The 16,918-nt window shown below is 65.7% G+C and carries 17 protein-coding genes; 3 read left to right on the forward strand and 14 right to left on the reverse strand.

The window, feature by feature from the left end; translation table 11 throughout:
* Positions 1–188 precede the first annotated feature (188 nt).
* Positions 189–1,109 (reverse strand): LysR family transcriptional regulator, encoded by a 921-nt coding sequence (locus tag OU419_RS00640; protein WP_254469797.1) that lies wholly within the window; start codon positions 1,107–1,109, stop codon positions 189–191.
* Positions 1,110–1,246: 137 nt separating this feature from the next.
* On the opposite strand from OU419_RS00640, the gene OU419_RS00645 reads away from it, so the two are divergent.
* The 3 genes from OU419_RS00645 to OU419_RS00655 all read left to right on the forward strand — a co-directional run bounded on the left by OU419_RS00645 (position 1,247) and on the right by OU419_RS00655 (position 4,574).
* Positions 1,247–2,593: an aspartate aminotransferase family protein gene (locus OU419_RS00645; protein WP_254469798.1), complete on the forward strand. Its 1,347-nt coding sequence runs from the start codon at positions 1,247–1,249 to the stop codon at positions 2,591–2,593.
* Positions 2,594–2,905 carry a cupin domain-containing protein gene (locus tag OU419_RS00650; RefSeq protein ID WP_254469799.1) on the forward strand — a complete coding sequence of 104 codons (312 nt, stop codon included), beginning with the start codon at positions 2,594–2,596 and terminating at the stop codon, positions 2,903–2,905.
* A 172-nt stretch (positions 2,906–3,077) separates the two neighbouring features.
* Positions 3,078–4,574 (forward strand): CoA-acylating methylmalonate-semialdehyde dehydrogenase, encoded by a 1,497-nt coding sequence (locus OU419_RS00655; RefSeq protein WP_254469800.1) that lies wholly within the window; start codon positions 3,078–3,080, stop codon positions 4,572–4,574.
* A 216-nt stretch (positions 4,575–4,790) separates the two neighbouring features.
* Here the strand turns inward: OU419_RS00655 and OU419_RS00660 are convergent, their stop codons facing one another.
* The 13 genes from OU419_RS00660 to OU419_RS00720 all read right to left on the reverse strand — a co-directional run bounded on the left by OU419_RS00660 (position 4,791) and on the right by OU419_RS00720 (position 16,882).
* Positions 4,791–5,246: a BRO family protein gene (locus OU419_RS00660; protein WP_254469801.1), complete on the reverse strand. Its 456-nt coding sequence runs from the start codon at positions 5,244–5,246 to the stop codon at positions 4,791–4,793.
* A 479-nt stretch (positions 5,247–5,725) separates the two neighbouring features.
* The gene (locus tag OU419_RS00665) at positions 5,726–6,151 is read right to left on the reverse strand and encodes a GNAT family N-acetyltransferase (RefSeq protein ID WP_254469802.1); all 426 of its coding nucleotides are present in this window, start codon (positions 6,149–6,151) and stop codon (positions 5,726–5,728) included.
* A gap of 82 nt (positions 6,152–6,233) precedes the next feature.
* Complete coding sequence (locus OU419_RS00670; protein ID WP_254469803.1) at positions 6,234–6,551, reverse strand: DUF2845 domain-containing protein; 318 nt, start codon at positions 6,549–6,551, stop codon at positions 6,234–6,236.
* A 16-nt stretch (positions 6,552–6,567) separates the two neighbouring features.
* Positions 6,568–7,368: an NYN domain-containing protein gene (locus OU419_RS00675; RefSeq protein WP_254469804.1), complete on the reverse strand. Its 801-nt coding sequence runs from the start codon at positions 7,366–7,368 to the stop codon at positions 6,568–6,570.
* 70 nt (positions 7,369–7,438) lie between these two features.
* Positions 7,439–8,191, reverse strand: a complete 753-nt coding sequence (locus tag OU419_RS00680; protein WP_254469805.1) for a hypothetical protein — start codon at positions 8,189–8,191, stop codon at positions 7,439–7,441.
* Positions 8,170–8,958, reverse strand: a complete 789-nt coding sequence (siaD, locus tag OU419_RS00685) for a biofilm regulation diguanylate cyclase SiaD (RefSeq protein WP_254469806.1) — start codon at positions 8,956–8,958, stop codon at positions 8,170–8,172. The genes OU419_RS00680 and siaD overlap by 22 nt, the downstream gene beginning before the upstream one ends.
* 5 nt (positions 8,959–8,963) lie before the next feature.
* On the reverse strand, positions 8,964–9,344 hold the full coding sequence (siaC, locus tag OU419_RS00690) for a biofilm regulation phosphoprotein SiaC (RefSeq protein ID WP_254469807.1): 381 nt from the start codon (positions 9,342–9,344) through the stop codon (positions 8,964–8,966).
* Between the two features lie 25 nt (positions 9,345–9,369).
* Positions 9,370–9,912, reverse strand: a complete 543-nt coding sequence (siaB, locus tag OU419_RS00695) for a biofilm regulation protein kinase SiaB (protein WP_254469808.1) — start codon at positions 9,910–9,912, stop codon at positions 9,370–9,372.
* A gap of 9 nt (positions 9,913–9,921) precedes the next feature.
* Positions 9,922–11,910, reverse strand: a complete 1,989-nt coding sequence (gene siaA, locus OU419_RS00700; RefSeq protein ID WP_254469809.1) for a biofilm regulation protein phosphatase SiaA — start codon at positions 11,908–11,910, stop codon at positions 9,922–9,924.
* A 192-nt stretch (positions 11,911–12,102) separates the two neighbouring features.
* Positions 12,103–13,155: a protein-glutamate methylesterase/protein-glutamine glutaminase gene (locus tag OU419_RS00705; RefSeq protein WP_254469810.1), complete on the reverse strand. Its 1,053-nt coding sequence runs from the start codon at positions 13,153–13,155 to the stop codon at positions 12,103–12,105.
* 11 nt (positions 13,156–13,166) lie between these two features.
* Positions 13,167–13,760, reverse strand: a complete 594-nt coding sequence (gene cheD / locus OU419_RS00710) for a chemoreceptor glutamine deamidase CheD (RefSeq protein ID WP_254469811.1) — start codon at positions 13,758–13,760, stop codon at positions 13,167–13,169.
* A 1-nt stretch (position 13,761) separates the two neighbouring features.
* Positions 13,762–14,604 carry a CheR family methyltransferase gene (locus OU419_RS00715; protein WP_254469812.1) on the reverse strand — a complete coding sequence of 281 codons (843 nt, stop codon included), beginning with the start codon at positions 14,602–14,604 and terminating at the stop codon, positions 13,762–13,764.
* A 256-nt stretch (positions 14,605–14,860) separates the two neighbouring features.
* On the reverse strand, positions 14,861–16,882 hold the full coding sequence (locus OU419_RS00720; RefSeq protein WP_254469813.1) for a methyl-accepting chemotaxis protein: 2,022 nt from the start codon (positions 16,880–16,882) through the stop codon (positions 14,861–14,863).
* Between the last annotated feature and the right edge of the window lie 36 nt (positions 16,883–16,918).

The following is a 16,918-nucleotide window of genomic DNA, read 5'->3' on the forward strand; positions in this document are numbered from 1 at the left end:
TGGCTAGGGAAAAACTGCGCCCACGCCAAGCCCGCGGCCTGCGGGCTGCAAGGGTGGGGCTATAGGATTTTTGGTGGCTGGGGCGACAAATTGGATAGGCAGAATGTGGCTTGTTCGGTGCACGCGGCTCTTTATAGGGCCACCCGATCAGCCATGTAGGATGGCATTCATCCTGGAAGTCAGTTGGCTCAGCAACTCTCCGCCACCGCCTCCAGGAACCGCTCAAGCACCAGGTTCGGCCGGCGGCCCTTGCGGGTCACCACCGTCAACGGGATGTCGTAGAAGAAGCGCTCCGGGCGCAGGGCGCGCATGCTGCCCTGGGCGACCCAGTCGGCGGCGTAGTGGTCGGGCAGGTAGCCGATGTAGCTGCCGGTGAGGATCAGGAAGGCCAGACCTTCGCGGTCCGAGGCGCCGGCGCTGCCGGTCAGTTCCTGGTGGCGTTCCTGGGCGTCGGCGGGCAGGCGGTAGCTCGGAGCCACGGCGTCGCAGGTGTGGATTTCCTCCACTGTGATGGTCGCGTCGTCACGCCCGAACAGCGGGTGCTCGCGGCTGCAGAACAGTAGCGAGCGCTCCTCGTACAGCGCCGAATACTCCAGCCCCGACAGCGGGCTGATCAGCGGTACCACGCCCACATGCAGCCGTCCGTCGAGAACCCCGAGCTCGATCTCGTTGGGTGTGGTCATCCCGATATTGATCCGCACGCCTGGCCCGGTGGACTTCAGCGCGCGCAGCGCGTGGGTGATGCGCATCTGTGGCAGCGTCACCAGATTGTTGATGATGCCGATGTTCAGCTCCCCGCGCAGGTGCTGGTGCAGCTCGTTCACCTCGGCGCGAAAGCCTTCCAGCGCCGCCAGCAGGGTACCGGTGGCGCGGTACACCTCTCGCCCTTCGTCGGTCAGCGCGAAGCCCGCGCGGCCACGCTGGCACAGGCGCATACCCAGGCGCTTTTCCAGGTCGCCCATGTGCAGGCTGATCGCCGAGCGGCTGATGCCCAGCGTGCTTTCCGCCGCCGAGAAGCTGCCGCACTCGACTATGGTTTTGAAGATGCGCAGCAGGCGGATCTCGAAGTCGCTGACCTGACCCAGGGATGGAGCGCGGGGTTTTGCCATTTTTGTTTTACCGATTCGAAACTGAACGTGAGAAGAATAAGCTTTAACTCACGTTAAGTCAGGCCCAATCTAGGCTGATCGCACCAGGCACGACGTGGCCTGCGCGCCCAACAAGACTGTCTTCGAGGACAAGCTCCATGAACCAGCAAGTGAACGTCACCCCGTCGGTGGCCAGCGAACTCAACCTGAAGGCCCACTGGATGCCCTTCAGCGCCAACCGCAACTTCCACAAGGATCCGCGCATCATCGTTGCCGCCGAAGGTAGCTGGCTGGTAGACGACCAGGGCCGCAAGATCTACGACAGTCTGTCGGGCCTGTGGACCTGCGGTGCCGGTCACTCGCGCAAGGAAATCGCCGACGCTGTCGCCAAGCAGATCGGTACCCTCGACTACTCCCCGGGCTTCCAGTACGGCCACCCGCTGTCCTTCAAGCTGGCCGAGAAGATCGCCAACATGACCCCGGGCAACCTCAACCACGTGTTCTTCACCGGTTCGGGTTCCGAGTGCGCCGACACCGCCATCAAGATGGCCCGTGCCTACTGGCGCATCAAAGGCCAGGCGCAGAAGACCAAGCTGATCGGCCGCGCCCGTGGCTACCACGGCGTGAACGTCGCCGGCACCGCCCTGGGCGGCATTGGCGGCAACCGCAAGATGTTCGGCCAACTGATGGACGTCGACCACCTGCCGCATACCCTGCAGCCGGGCCTGGCCTTCACCAAGGGCGCTGCCGAGACCGGCGGCGTCGAGCTGGCCAACGAACTGCTGAAGCTGATCGAGCTGCATGACGCCTCCAACATCGCCGCCGTCATCGTCGAGCCGATGTCCGGTTCCGCCGGCGTACTGGTACCGCCGAAGGGCTACCTGCAGCGCCTGCGCGAAATCTGCGACCAGCACAATATCCTGCTGATCTTCGACGAAGTGATCACCGCCTTCGGCCGCATGGGCAAGGCCACCGGTGCCGAGTTCTTCGGCGTGACCCCGGACATCATGAACGTCGCCAAGCAGGTCACCAACGGCGCCGTCCCGATGGGCGCGGTAATCGCCAGCAGCGAAATCTACGACACCTTCATGGGCCAGCAACTGCCGGAATATGCAGTGGAGTTCGGCCACGGCTATACCTATTCCGCGCACCCGGTCGCCTGCGCAGCCGGTATTGCCGCGCTGGACCTGCTGGAGAAGGAAAACCTCATCCAGCAGTCGCTGGAACTGGCTCCGCATTTCGAGAAGGCCCTGCACGGCCTGAAGGGCGCCAAGAACGTCGTCGACATCCGCAACTGCGGCCTGGCCGGTGCGATCCAGATCGGCGCCCGCGACGGCGACGCCATCGTGCGTCCGTTCGAGGCCAGCATGAAGCTGTGGAAACAAGGCTTCTACGTGCGCTTCGGTGGCGACACCCTGCAGTTCGGCCCGACCTTCAACGCCAAGCCCGAGGATCTGGACCGCCTGTTCAGCGCCGTCGGCGATGCCCTGAACGGGGTGGCCTGAGTGAGCGCGCGTCCGAAGGCCGTCCCGACGGTACAGATCGACAACGACAAGGTTCTGGTCACCGAGTGGCGCTTCGCCCCCGGTGCCGAGACCGGCTGGCACCGCCACGGCATGGAATACGTCGTGGTTCCGGTCACCGGCGGCGAACTGCTGCTGGAAACTCCAGAAGGCGAGCGCCGAGCGCCGCTGGTCCTGGGCCAGAGCTACACCCGTCAGATCGGTACCGAGCACAACGTGATCAACCCATGCGATCACGAAGTGGCCTTCATCGAGATCGAGCTCAAGCACGACGGCCACCCGCACAGCCACTGAGTGCGCGTGCACGCGGGAAGGCATGCCGGAACAACTCACCTTAGAGTGACTGCCGGCGTGCCTCCCGGCCCGCGCCTCACACCGAACAATCCCCTTTCCCCTCACGGAGAGGGCCAGGGAGAGAGGCTCTGCGCGAGCCCCACCCCGCACTTTCAGCGAGAAGAGACAGCCCATGAGCACCGTCAAGCACCTGATCGGCGGCGAAATGATCGCCGACACCGGCCGCACCGCCGACGTCTTCAACCCGTCCACCGGCGAAGCCATCCGCAAGGTCCCGCTGGCCAGCCGCGAAACCGTCCAGCAGGCCATCGACGCCGCCAAGGCCGCCTTCCCGGCCTGGCGCAACACCCCGCCGGCCAAGCGTGCCCAGGTGCTGTTCCGCTTCAAGCAACTGCTCGAAGCCAACGAGCAGCGCATCGTCCAGCTGATCAGCGAAGAGCACGGCAAGACCATCGAAGACGCCGCCGGTGAGCTCAAGCGCGGTATCGAGAACGTGGAATACGCCACCGCCGCCCCGGAAATCCTCAAGGGCGAATACAGCCGCAACGTCGGCCCGAACATCGACGCCTGGAGCGACTTCCAGCCGATCGGCGTGGTCGCCGGCATCACCCCGTTCAACTTCCCGGCCATGGTGCCCCTGTGGATGTACCCGCTGGCCATTGCCTGCGGCAACACCTTCATCCTCAAGCCGTCCGAGCGTGACCCGAGCTCCACCCTGCTGATCGCCGAACTCTTCGAGGAAGCCGGCCTGCCCAAGGGCGTGCTGAACGTGGTGCACGGCGACAAGACCGCCGTGGACGCGCTGATCGAGGCTCCGGAAGTGAAGGCTCTGAGCTTCGTCGGCTCGACCCCGATCGCCGAATACATCTATTGCGAAGGCACCAAGCGCGGCAAGCGCGTCCAGGCCCTGGGCGGCGCCAAGAACCACGCGGTTCTGATGCCCGACTGCGACCTGGACAACGCCGTCAGCGCCCTCATGGGTGCGGCCTACGGCTCCTGCGGCGAGCGCTGCATGGCCATCTCCGTAGCCGTTTGTGTGGGCGACCAGATCGGCGACGCGCTGGTCGAGAAAATCGTTCCGCAGATCAAGGCCCTGAAGATCGGCCCCGGCACCTCCTGTGGCCTGGACATGGGCCCGCTGGTCACTGGCGCAGCCCAGGCCAAGGTCACCGGCTACATCGACAGCGGCGTCGCGCAAGGCGCCCAGTTGCTGGTCGATGGCCGCAACTACAAGGTCGCCGGTCATGAGAACGGCTTCTTCGTCGGCGGCACCCTGTTCGACAAGGTCACACCGGACATGACCATCTACCAGGAAGAAATCTTCGGCCCGGTGCTGTGCATCGTGCGCGTGAACAGCCTGGAAGAAGCCATGCAGCTGATCAACGACCACGAGTACGGCAATGGCACCTGCATCTTCACCCGCGACGGTGAAGCGGCCCGCCTGTTCTGCGACGAGATCGAAGTCGGCATGGTTGGCGTCAACGTACCGCTGCCGGTGCCGGTGGCCTACCACAGCTTCGGCGGCTGGAAGCGTTCGCTGTTCGGCGACCTCCACGCCTACGGCCCGGACGGCGTGCGCTTCTACACCAAGCGCAAGGCCATCACCCAGCGCTGGCCGCAGCGCAAATCGCACGAAGCTGCACAGTTCGCCTTCCCCAGCAATGGCTGATGGCGATTGAGTGAATGAAGAAGGCCGGTCCAGTGACCGGCCTTTTTCATTGGTGGCGCGGGCGCTGGGAGGCGGGGTAGCTGAAGCCTTTGCGCGATAGGTTTCACCGCCCCCCATCCATCCTGCAAATATGCCAATTGCCCCCCGGCGGTACCGGCGAAATCTCCATCGCAGGATGGGTGGAGCGCAGCGATACCCATGCTGCCGCCATGAGTTTCAATGCGCGGGCGCGAGTACCTTTGGCATTTCCTCCCAGCGTAGCCACAGCGCTCCCTGCCAGTTCAGCAGCATCAGCCGCTTCGCTTCCCACGTCAGCATCACTCGCGTGGGCGCGTTGGTTTGCGGCGCGTGTTCGTCGCGTAACGTCGGGACCACGTCCTGCGTCAGCCAGCGATCCAGCGATTCCAGTTCCGGGTGGCCGAAGCGGACCAGCGCCTTGTAAAGCGCGGCTTCGCTGAGCATGACGACCTCTTCCTCGCTGCCGGTGCTGTAGGCGAGGCGGATGGTTCGGACTTCGTGGGAGAAGAAGCGGTGGTGGATGCTGTGGGGATAGCGGAAGGAAAGCAGGCGGGCGATGTCGTGGGCGGCGAACGAGGGTTGGTTGTCGATCATTACGCCGCGCAGGGGGCGGTTGTAGCGGGTGAAGAAGGTTGGGGTGTATGCGTCGTGCATGGTGGAACTCCTACTAGTCGATAAGAGCTGCCACCAGTTGTCGCCAAACGAAGGGTGGCAGACCGCGCGGGGTTGGCGAACCGGCTAGTAGGCACCGGCAGACCCGAAGGTCTCCCCGCGCGATCCGCCATTAAGCGTTGCAGAGTTTTCTGCAATCGTGCGGGGGCCTACGAAAACGTACGCTGTTTTCGTATGCACCGTGCTGGCGCTATCGCGCCTACTAGCTCTGAGTCGCCAAACCCAGTTCACGGGATTGACCGTGACCGCCGCAGGATAGGGATGCGCCGGGTTGCCGGCAAGCGGGGAGGTTTCTGGATTTCCTGTAGGAGAGGACCTGCCTGGGTGCTTCTGCGTTGCCTCCACGCACACCGGCGCACCGCAGATGGGGATCGCTGCACTCCACCTCATCCTGCAAGAGCGCGGTTGGCGCTGCGCCCGCTGTTTCGCTCTACGGGCGCAGAGGCAGGTGGCAGCGGCGGTCAGCCCAACCGCTTCTTCAGGTAGATGCGCTGATGCCCCGGCGGGCAGTCTTCCAGTATGCCCATGACTTCGAAGCCCTGTTTCTCGTAGAACCCCGGTGCCTGGAAGCTGTAGGTGTAGAGGAAGACGCCAAGGCAGCCGCGGCGGCGTGCTTCGTCTTCGGCGCGGGCGATCAGTTCGGCGCCCAGGCCCTCGCCGCGCAGGCCGCTCTGCAGCCACAGGTAGTCGATGTACAGCCAGCCCATGCCGGAGTGCCCGAACATGCCGCCGACCACTTCGTCGTCGGCGTCGCGGGCGTACAGCTCGAAGTTGTCGTAGACGTTGCTGCGGCCCATCTGTTCGAGGTTGTAGGTAAGCAGGCCCTGGGCGACCACATCGCGCGCCTGCGGGTCGGCGCCGAGGGTGAAGTTGAAGGTGGCTGGCATGTGCCCTCCGGATTGGCGAAAGCGCCCAGTCTAGGGAGCCGACGGCGCGATGGGTAGCGCGCCGTTGGTAGCAGGGGGCGCATCAGAGCTCTTCGCTGCGCGTGGTCTTGATCAGTTGCAGGATGTTGTCGCGGAAATACAGGTAGCGATAGGCGCCGTTGCCGGGGCCGTACATCCAGGTTTCCAGTTGCGGGTCGCCGGGGATGTAGCGGCCATCTGCGCCTCGGCGGGCTGGCGTGGGCGGGGTGACGGCGCGCTTGGCCGGCTGCCCGCACTTGGCGAGCACCTCGTCCATCGGGTCGCCTTCGTTGATCAGGCCGGTGCCGCAACGCATCGTTCCGGCATGGGCGGTGCCGGCACCGAGCAGCAGGATGAGCGCGGCGAGGAGGAAGCGGGGCATGCTGCTGGCTCCTGGTTCAGCGGGCAATGCCGGCATTGCGTACATAGAAGTCCTTGCTGCCGCCGTTGGTGGCTCCGCGCGCCTGGAGTTCGAAGCGCTTGGGGTGCCCCTTGATCAGGTCGCTGAGTTTCTTGAAACCGTACAGGCGCGGGTCGAATGCCGGGCGCAGTTTGCTGATGTTCTGCCCGAGCGCGCCGAGGTGGACCCAGTCGTCGTCTTCGTCGGCGATGTCGTCGAGGACCTTGGCGATGAAGTCGAGCGGGACTTTCTGCGGCTTTGGTTTTGCGGCTGGCTTGGGAGCTTCTTCGACATTGGCGGCTGTGGATTTTTCGCTGCTGGGCGCCGGTTCTGCCTCGGGGCTGGCGCGCAGGATTTCGGTGTAGATGAATTTGTCGCAGGCGGAGACGAAGGGCTTGGGGGTTTTCTCTTCGCCGAAGCCGTAGACGGTGAGGCCCTCTTCGCGCAGCCGGGCGGCCAGGCGGGTGAAGTCGCTGTCGCTGGAGACCAGGCAGAATCCGTCGAAGCGGCGGGTGTAGAGCAGGTCCATCGCGTCGATGATCAGGGCGCTGTCGGTGGCGTTCTTGCCGCTGGTGTAGGCGAACTGTTGCATGGGCTGGATCGAGTGGTCGAGCAGCACCTGCTTCCACTTGCCCAGTTGCGGTTTGGTCCAGTCGCCGTAGATGCGTTTGACGCTGGCGATGCCGTACTTGGCGATTTCTTCGAAGAGCCCTTCGACAATGGCTGCGGGGGCGTTGTCGGCGTCGATCAGGACTGCGAGGTGCGTCTGCTGGCGTGGGGCGGGGGTTCGGCTGGCCATGCTGCTTCCTTCTGCGGCGATGTGCCGACCATAGAGGGAAAGGCAGGCGGATGCCAGTGCGCGAGACTGTTCAGCCAACGCCCAGGGCCTGCAAGCCCTGGCCGATCCGCTGCGCGTCGAGGCGGTTGTAGGCGTAGCTCAGGTGGGGCGAGCCGATGACCGGAATGCTCCGCTGCCCGATGCGCAGGCGGCAGAATTTGTAGGCGCGGGCGCCGCGAATGGCGACTCGCGGGCCTTCGCTGCAGAGGGGGAAATGGCGGCGCAGGTAGGCCCAGGCGGAGCGGTCTTCGGCATTGCCGTAGACGAACAGTACGTCCGGCTGGCAAAGGGCGAGGGTGCCGTGTTCGAGAAAGCGCAGGGAGGCGTTGAGCAGGCTGTTCAGGTGCGGATGCGGGCCGCCGGCGGCGATGTGCCGCTGGACTTGCCGGGGGATGTCGGCCACACCTTCGGAGGCCAGCAGCAATGCGTTGCCGAAGATGGTGCGCGGCAGGGCGAAGCGGCTTTCGCCGAGGCTCTGGTTGAGTACCTCGGGCAGCCGCCGCAGTTCGGGCTGCAGGCGTGAGCGGCCCCAGTCTCCGTGGCTGAGATGGCAATAGCCGGGGGTTTCGGCGCGCATGTCCAGCCATTGGGCGTTGCTGCGCGTCATGTCGGTACCGTTGCCATTGGTGCCGAGCACTACGAGGTTCAGGCGTTCGCGCGGCTGGCCGAATACTTCCAGGGCGTTGTCGAACGGGTTGCCGGCGACGCGGTCGAGGCTCAGCTCGATGAGGGTGCGGCGCAGGTGCTGTAGCGCGGCGGAGGTCATACCGCCGCGAATTCGCACTTGTCCCGTCCGCTGCGCTTGGCTTCCAGCAGGGCTGCGTCGGCGCGGCTGAGTGTTTGCGAGTAGGTTTCGCCGGGCTTGTGCTCGGCCACGCCAAAGCTCGCGGTGACCGACAGGGCTTCGGTGCCGATGCGCACGGCGAGGCAGCGGATGTCGCTGCGCACGCGCTCGATGATGGCGGCTGCGTCGCTCAGGCGGGTTTGCGGGAGGATGAGAAGGAATTCCTCGCCGCCCCAGCGGCCGCACAGGTCGTACTGGCGCAGGGCGGCTTCCATCGCGCGGCCGATTTCCACCAGCACGCGGTCGCCCACTTCGTGGCCCCAGGTGTCGTTGACCTGCTTGAAGCGGTCGACGTCGAGCATGGCCAGCACGTAGGGCTCGTTGCGGCGCTGGGCGCGTTCGCTCTCTTCGCGCAGGCGCTCCATCAGCAGGCGGCGGTTGGCGATGCCGGTGAGCGTGTCGTGGGTGGAAGCTTCCTTCAGCGCGAGGTTCAGGTCGCGCATCATGTCCTGGTAGCGATCAGAGATGCGCGCAACCTTTTCCAGTTGCCGGAGTTGCTTGTGGTAGCGCTCGGACAGCGTGGAGTTCTGCGCTCGGGCCATCGACTGGAAACCGTCGGAAATCCGCGCGATGCGCTCCAGGCGCGCGAGCTGGTCGAGGGACTGCTGGTGCTTGAGGTACAACGCCTCGCGCAGGGGATGTCCGTCGTATTGCCGATCAGCCAGCAGCTCTTCGATCAGCAGGTCCAGCTCGCGCTCGCTTGTCATGGCTCTTACTCGTCGTAGGCTTGGATGACGAACGGGAAGGTACAGTCTTCGCGGAATTCTTCGGCCAGTTCCGCGACGCGCTCGTTGCGCCGGTCGTAGTGCCAGGCGACATGGGTGGCGCGGCCGTTGCGATGGGCTTCTTCGAGCAGGTCGAAGATGTCCATCATCGCCTTGATCGAGCTGGTATTGAGGTAGAGCAGCCGCAGGTCGAGGGTGAGCGGGCGTTGTTCCTGGGCGAGGAAGCGCTCGACCCATTCGATTACCTGGCCGAACAGTTCATAGGAGTTTTCCGGATAGGAGTCGCCCTGCATTGCGAGGATGCCGGCCTGCCAGTCGCCGTGGATCGATGGGGTGGACTGGGTACCTGTGATATGGAGTTCGCTCATGGCTGGGTGTTCCTGAATTCGCGGGTCAGATCACGGCGCGCAGGCTGAAGAAGGCGCGGCCATCGGGTTGTACGGTGAGGGAGGTCTTGAGCGGTGCGCTGGATTTGCGGGCGATGTCCAGCAGGCCGAGACCTGCGCCGCTGGAGGCTTCTGCATCGCGCGGGCGGCGCAATTGCTCCTTGTAGGCGGCCTTGAGCTGGGCTTTGTCCAGCCCGGCGATGTCTTCGATGCTGCGCACCAGGCTGCGCCCATCTTCCAGTTCGACGAGGTTGCCGGCGGAGACGATGTAGTGGCCTTCGTCGTCGCGGGCGATGGCGACGGTGGCCGAGGCATCCTGCTCGCCGTAGCCGCGCATGGAGGCGTAGTGGCGGATGTTCTGGGTCATTTCGATGTAGACGGCGAAGACGTCCATCGCCTCGCTGGGATGCGCCTGTTCGGCCTGCATGTAGTTGCGCAGGGCATGGCCGATTTCCTCGATCAGGCTGCGCGAGATGGGGCCGTTGAAGCAGAGCAGTATGCGTTGTCGGGTGTAGCTCTCGCGCATGGCCAACAGATCTAGCGATTCCATGGAATACTCCTAGTCGAATCGGAAGGAGAGGATGGTGATGTCGTCGCGCTGCGGCAGTTCGCCCTGATACAGGGCGAGGGTAGCGGCGAATACGTCCGCCTGCTCGGCCAGCGGTCGGCGTGCGTGGTTGCGCAGCATGTCGGCGAAGCGGCTGTTGCCGAAGCCGAAGCCGTGCTCGCCGCCGGCCTGATCGAGGAAGCCGTCGGTGCACAGGTAGTAGGTCCAGCCGGCCTCCATCGGGATTTCTTCATCCTGATAGCTGCCCTGGCGCTTGTCGCCGATGGCGCGGCGCGCACCCTTGTATTCGCGCACGTCGTTGCCGTCGCTGGCGAACAGGGAAATCTTGGCGCCGGCGAAGTGCAGCAGGCGGCGCCCGTGGTCCACGCGCACCAGGCCCGCGTCCATGTTGGTGGCCAGCGACTGGGCAACCTGGTCCTGGCCGAGCATGCCGCGCATGACGTGGTCGGTCTCGTGCAGGATGGCCGCCGGGTCGTGGCTCTGGATGCTGTCGATGGCGTGGTCGATGGCGGCCAGCGCGAGCATGGTCATCAGCGCGCCGGGAACGCCGTGGCCGGCGCAGTCGACCACGCCGATCAGGCTGTCGTGCGGGCCTTCGCGGTAGATGTAGAAGTCGCCGCCGACCACGTCGCGCGGTTTCCACAGGATGAAGTGGTGCTCGCCGAGGGAGGCCTGCAACTGGCGGTCGGGCAGGATGGCACGCTGGATGAGGCTGGCGTAGTCGATGGAGTCGCCGATCTTCTTCTGCGCGGCGGCCATTTCGCGGTTGGCGGTTTCCAGGGCCTGGGTGCGCTGGCGCACCTTGTCTTCGAGTTCCTCGGTGTGGCGGCGCACCTGGTCGGCCATGCTGGCGAAGGCGGAGGAAAGCTCGCCGATCTCGTCGGGGCGGGTGCGCGGCAGCGGGCTGTCGTACTGGCCGGCGGCGATGGCCTTGGCCGATTGCTTGAGGCCGCGCAGAGGGCTCAGTACCAGCAGGTCGACGATGTAGGCGAAGCCGAGCAGCAGCAGGGCCATGAGGCCGGCGAGGGTGCCGGCCAGGGGCCATATCCAGCGGCTGTCGAGCACTTGCGCGGCGTGCAGGTCGATGGCGCTGAGCACGTGCCAGCGCAGTTGCGGGATGTAGGCCATCGCCAGCAGTTGCTGCTTGCCGTCCAGCGTGGCCCAGAGCGTTTCGACCTCGCCGGGGTTGGATTCGGCCTGGCGCATGGTCTGGCGCAGGGCGGTGCGGTCCTGGTCGTTGCCGAGCAGGTCGAACACGCGGTGCTGGACCTTGGCCCCGGCACCGGAGGAATAGGCGATCAGGCTGGTGTCGGGGTGCGCCTGGATGGCGCCTTCGGGGTCGATGATCATCGGCGTCACGCCGGCTTCGCGGCGGGAGATGAACTGGTCGAGGAATTCGGTGAGGTCCAGGCCGCCGCCGGCCAGGCCGACCTTTTCGTTGCCGGCGCGCACCACCATGTTGAACCAGACCTTGGTGACCTTGAGCTTGGCGTCGTAGTTGACGTTGATGTTGTAGTTCTCGTCGCGGGCCAGGGTGTCGAAATACCAGCGATCCTGCGGATCGTTTTCGCTCAGGGTATAGCGCGGGGAATTGGAGAGCGGGGAGCTGGAGTCGTTGAAATAGTAATGGCGGGAGGCGTCCACCACGACGAAGTAGGAGTAGTTGCGCTGGTCGGCGCGGTAGCCGTCTGCTTCGCGGAAGAACAGCGAGCGGCGGGCCGGATCGTTCTCGGCGAGCATCCAGTCCTGTGTCACCACGGACTCGGCCAGCCGACGCGAAAGCGCCAGCTCGCGGATCACCGGTGCGATGATCTTCTGCTGGTTGAGCAGTGTGAAATTCCTCGCGAACGCGAGGCCGAAGTGTGTGCGGATGTCCTCCATTGCCTTCCAGCCCAGCAGAATCGCCGGTACCAGCGCCAGGAGACAGGCGATGAGCAATGCCACCACCGATTTACCGCGCAACCCCCATCTTGCCGCCATGGCTATCCCGTTTCCCCTTGTCGCCCGCCGTGTGCCGGTCTTTTGGCGAAAGCGCAATTGTGCATTTTGTATACGGGCACAATCAAACCAATTTGATGTTGGTGCGCCAGTATTTTGGCGTCACACTCCTGACCCAAGAGTCTAGTCAGTACTGGGATTCTCGCCTGCGCGAGCTTCGGCTTCCGCGCGATGTCAGACGCGGTTCCCGCTGCCGCTCTGCCGCGCCTGCTGCAGCAGGGCGGCGGCGATCCGGTCGAGCGGCAGCACTTCCCTGGCCGCTCCCAGCTCCACCGCCTCGCGCGGCATTCCGTAGACCACGCAACTGGCTTCGTCCTGGGCGATGGTGTGGCCGCCGGCCTGGCGGATGGCCTGCAAACCGCGCGCGCCGTCCTTGCCCATGCCGGTGAGCAGCGCCGCCAGCAGGTTGCGCCCGGCGCAGCGGGCGAGGGAATTGAACATCACGTCCACCGCCGGTCGATGACCGTTGACCGGCGCGTCGTGCTGCAGGCGGACGATGTAGTTGGCACCGCTGCGCTGCACTTCGAGGTGGTAATCGCCGGGGGCGATGAGCACGTGCCCGGGTAGGATACGGTCGCCGTCGCGCGCTTCGCGCACGAACAGGCGGGTCTGGCGGTCCAGGCGCTCGGCGTAGGAACGGGTGAAGCCGGGCGGCATGTGCAGGGTGACGACGGCTCCCGGGCAGTTCGGCGGCAGTCCCAGCAGCACTTCCTTGATCGCTTCGGTGCCGCCGGTGGAGGCGCCGATGGCGATGATCTTCTCGGTACTCAGCAGCGGGACGATGTTGCTGCAGGGGGCTGGCGCGGCGTCGCCGCGCGGGCGCAACAGGCGGGCCCGGGCGGCGGTCTTGAGCTTGGCGCGGATTTCCTCGGTGTACGCCTGCATGCCTTCGGCGATGCCCAGGCGCGGCTTGGCGATGAAGTCGATGGCGCCCAGCTCCAGGGCGCGCAGGGTGGCTTCGGAGCCTTTCTCGGTCAGCGAGGAGATCATCAGTACGGGCGTCGGCCGGCCTTTCATCAGCTTGTCGAGGAAGGTCAGGCCGTCCATGCGCGGCATCTCGACGTCGAGGGTGATCACGTCCGGCGCGTGCTGCTTGATCAGGTCGCGGGCGACGAAGGCGTCGGGCGCGCAGCCCACCAGGTGCAGTTCCGGGTCGCCCTGGATGATGTCCTTGAGCAGGCTGCGCACCAGCGCCGAATCGTCGACCACCAGAACCCTGACCGGCATGGCACTCTCCTTCAGAACAGATCGATGGTCCCGCCGCGCGAGTGGCGGACCAGTTGCTGGCGATACTGCCGCTCGCGCTGCAGCAGGGTATCGTTGGCCAGTACCCGCAGCTTGCGTACCAGCACCCGGCCGCTGCCGGGGAAGAAGTAGACTTTGCGCGGATGCACGTCGAGCAGGTCCTGGGCAAGCACCGGTATGCCTTCCGTGCGCAGGTAGTCGAGGACGAATTCGACGTTGCGCTGGCCGACGTCGGCGCTGAGGTTCTGCAGTACGGAGCCGCCGCCGAAGACCTTGGCCTCGAAGTTCCGGCGCTGGCCGCCGCGGCGCACCAGTTCGCTGATCAGCAGGTCCATCGCGTGTACGCCGTAGCGCCCGGAGCTGGACAGCAGGCTGCGGGTGCCGGTGTCGCCGGGCAGCATGAAGTGGTTCATGCCGCCCAGCCCGCTGCCGCGGTCGCGCAGGCAGACCGAGACGCAGGAGCCGAGCACGGTGACGATCACCAGTTCTTCGGCGGTGACGAAGCATTCCCCGGGCAGCAGCTTCACCGCGTCCATGTCGAAGCGCGGATCGTGGTAGCGGTTGAAGGCGTCCAGCGCGGCGCTCATGTCAGCCGGACCTCGCCGCCTGGTAGGTGGTGCGGCCGATGGAGCGCACCAGCTGGCTGGCGTGGACGAAGTTCTCCGAGTGTCCGGCGAACAGCAGCCCGCCGGGGCGCAGCAGGCCGATCATGCGTTCGAGCAGGCGGGTCTGGGTGGGTTTGTCGAAGTAGATCATCACGTTGCGGCAGAAGATCGCGTCCAGCCCGCCGGCGATGCCCCAGTTCGCATCGAGCAGGTTGATCTGGCGAAACTCCACCAGTTGCCGCAGTTCTGCCACCACCCGCGCCTTGCCGGCGTTGGCGCCGGTGCCGCGCAGGAAGAAGCGCCGTTTCTGCGCGGCGCTGAGGGCTTCCAGGCGTTCCAGCGGGTAGATGCCCTGGCGCGCGCAGCCGAGCACGCCGGTGTCGATGTCCGAGGCGAGGATCTGCACCGGTGGATTGAAGCTGCCCAGCGCGTCCACCAGTGTCATGGCGATGGAGTAGGGCTCCTCGCCGGTGCTGGAGGCGGACGACCACACGCGCAGCGGGCTATGGTCGCGCAGTCGCTCGCCGGCGAAGCGCGCCAGGTGTTCGAAATGGTGCCGCTCGCGGAAGAATGCGGTGAGGTTGGTGGTCAGCGCGTTGACGAACTGCTGCCACTCTTCGTCGTGCTGCTCCAGGTAGGCGAAGTACTCGGCGAAACTGCCCAGGCGCAGGCTGCGCAGCCGCCGTGAGAGCCGGCTGTAGACGAGCTGTTGCTTGTTCTCCGAGAGGCTGATGCCGGCGTGTCGATACAGCCGCTCGCGGACGTTGAGGAAGTCGCGGCGGGTGTAGAGGAATTCGTGGCCGGGGGCCGGCAGCGTGATCGGCATCGGTTGGTCTCGCAGGTGTACGGATTGCGTGAGAACCCCAGTCATTGCGGAACGGTTTCGCGCCGCCTCTGCGGGAGGAGCGCCACCCGTCCTGCGAAGGCACCAGTCCTGCCAGGCCGGCGCAGGGATCGTCGCGATGGATTGGGGCATGAAGCAGGGAACGGCATCGAGCGTCCATCGGTGACCATCCCTGGTCCGCGCGCGGCGGCCGGCCCTCCCATTGCTCCGGCCGCCGCAATCCCTTAGCCCCGCCCGATCAGAACTCTTCCCAATCCTCTTCCTTGCCCTTGGCGCGCACCGCCTTGGCCAGGCCCCGCGCGGCGCGGGAGGCGTGGGCGGGGGCTTCGGTCCGCGCCGGGCGGGCCGAGGCCAGGGGCACCACAGTGGCCGAGGTGTCGAGCTTGAACACCGAGACCGACTGGTTGAGCAGCCCGGCCTGTTCCTGCAAGGCCTCGGCGGAGGCTGCCGCCTCTTCCACCAGCGCGGCGTTCTGCTGGGTCATCTCGTCCATCTGCGACACGGCGCCGTTCACTTCCTCGATGCCGCTGCTCTGCTCGGCGCTTGCCGCGGCGATCTCGGCCATGATGTCGGTGACGCGCTTGATCGCTATCACGATGTCGCTCATGGTCTGGCCGGCCTGGGCCACCAGGGTGTTGCCGTTCTCGACCTTGTCCACCGAGTCGTTGATCAGCGTCTTGATCTCCTTGGCGGCAGCGGCAGAGCGCTGCGCCAGGGTGCGCACCTCACCTGCGACCACCGCGAAGCCTCGGCCCTGCTCACCGGCGCGGGCGGCTTCCACCGCGGCGTTGAGGGCGAGGATGTTGGTCTGGAAGGCGATGCCGTCGATCACCCCGATAATGTCAGCGATCTTGCGTGCCGATTCGTTGATGGCGGACATCGTTCCGACCACCTTTTGCACCACGCTGCCGCCTTCGGTGGCGACTTCCGAAGCATTCACCGCCAGCGAGTTGGCCTGGCGCGCGTTCTCGGCGTTGAGCTTCACCGTGCTGGTGAGTTCTTCCATGCTGGAGGCGGTTTCCTCCAGGCTCGATGCCTGCTGCTCGGTGCGGGTGGAAAGCTCGGCGTTGCCGCTGGCGATCTCGCTGGCGGCGGTGTGGATGGTGTCGGCCGCCTCGCGGATCTGCCCGAGCATGCGCGACAGGCTCAGCGCGGTTTCGTTGGAGTAGTCCTTGAGCTCGCCGAAGGTGCCCTGGTAGTCGGCCTCGATGCGCTGGGTCAGGTCGCCCTGGGACAGCGCGCTCAGCATCCGGGTGACGTCGCGCAGGCCCTTGTCGGCGGTATCCACCAGGCTGTTCAGGCCGGTGGCCAGCTTGAGGAAGAAGCCCTCCTTGTTGGCGGCCTCGATGCGCTTGCTGAAGTCGCCGGCGGCCGCAGCTTCCACCAGTTGCGAGACTTCCTGCTCGGCGCGGTATTCCTCGGTGCGGTCGGTCCACTGCACGGCCGAGCCCAGGCGCTCCCCGGCGTCGTTGAACACCGGCACCACGTCCAGGGCGAAGCGGCGGCCGCCAAGGCTCAGCTCGGCCTTGTGCGGCGCGGAGAGGTGCGCCAGCACGTTGCGCTGGTGCGCCGGGTTCTTGTGGAACATGTCGATGTTGGCGCCCATCAGGCGGCTGGCGTTGAAGTTCGGCAACTGCTTGCGGATGTCTGCCTCGGCGCGGCTGAGCATCTCGCTGACGGTGCGGTTCATGTAGATGATGTCGAGGTCGTTGTTGGCGATCATCACGTTGGCCGAAACGTTGTCCAGCGCACTCTTGATCCGTGCATTGTATTCGGCTGCGTCGGCGTTGGCCTTGAGGCTGGCGCGCATGCCATCGATAGCCTCGGTGATGATGGCTTTCTTGCCCGGCAGGCGGTCCATTTCCACCGAGTAGTCGCCCTTGCCGTAGGCGGTGACGGTGGCGACCACTTTCATTTTCACCGCGATGTGCGCGGCGACCAGGTCATTGATGCCTTTGGCGATGCGCGCCGGGCGGCCGGCGAGCTTGTCGACCGGGATCACTTCGTCGATCCAGCCCAGCTCGTGCTGGCGGGTCATCTCCGCGAGCCCCGCCTCCAGCGCTTCGTTCTGCGCCAGCTCCGCGCGCTGCTCGCGCAGGGCGCGCTGCACACTGCGCAGGCCATCGTAGAGGCGCTCGTAGCCGGGCGCTGGGGCTTCGCCGATGGCGACATCGAGGTTGCCGTCGACCAGGCTGTGGAGTAGGGCGGTGATGCGGTCGGCGCGCTGCTGCGCCACGGCGTGTGCGTTGAACAGACCCATTGTCGTTATCCTCGGCGAATGCTTTTTGTCGTGTCG

This window comes from Pseudomonas triclosanedens, assembly GCF_026686735.1.
GTDB classification, from domain to species: domain Bacteria; phylum Pseudomonadota; class Gammaproteobacteria; order Pseudomonadales; family Pseudomonadaceae; genus Pseudomonas; species Pseudomonas triclosanedens.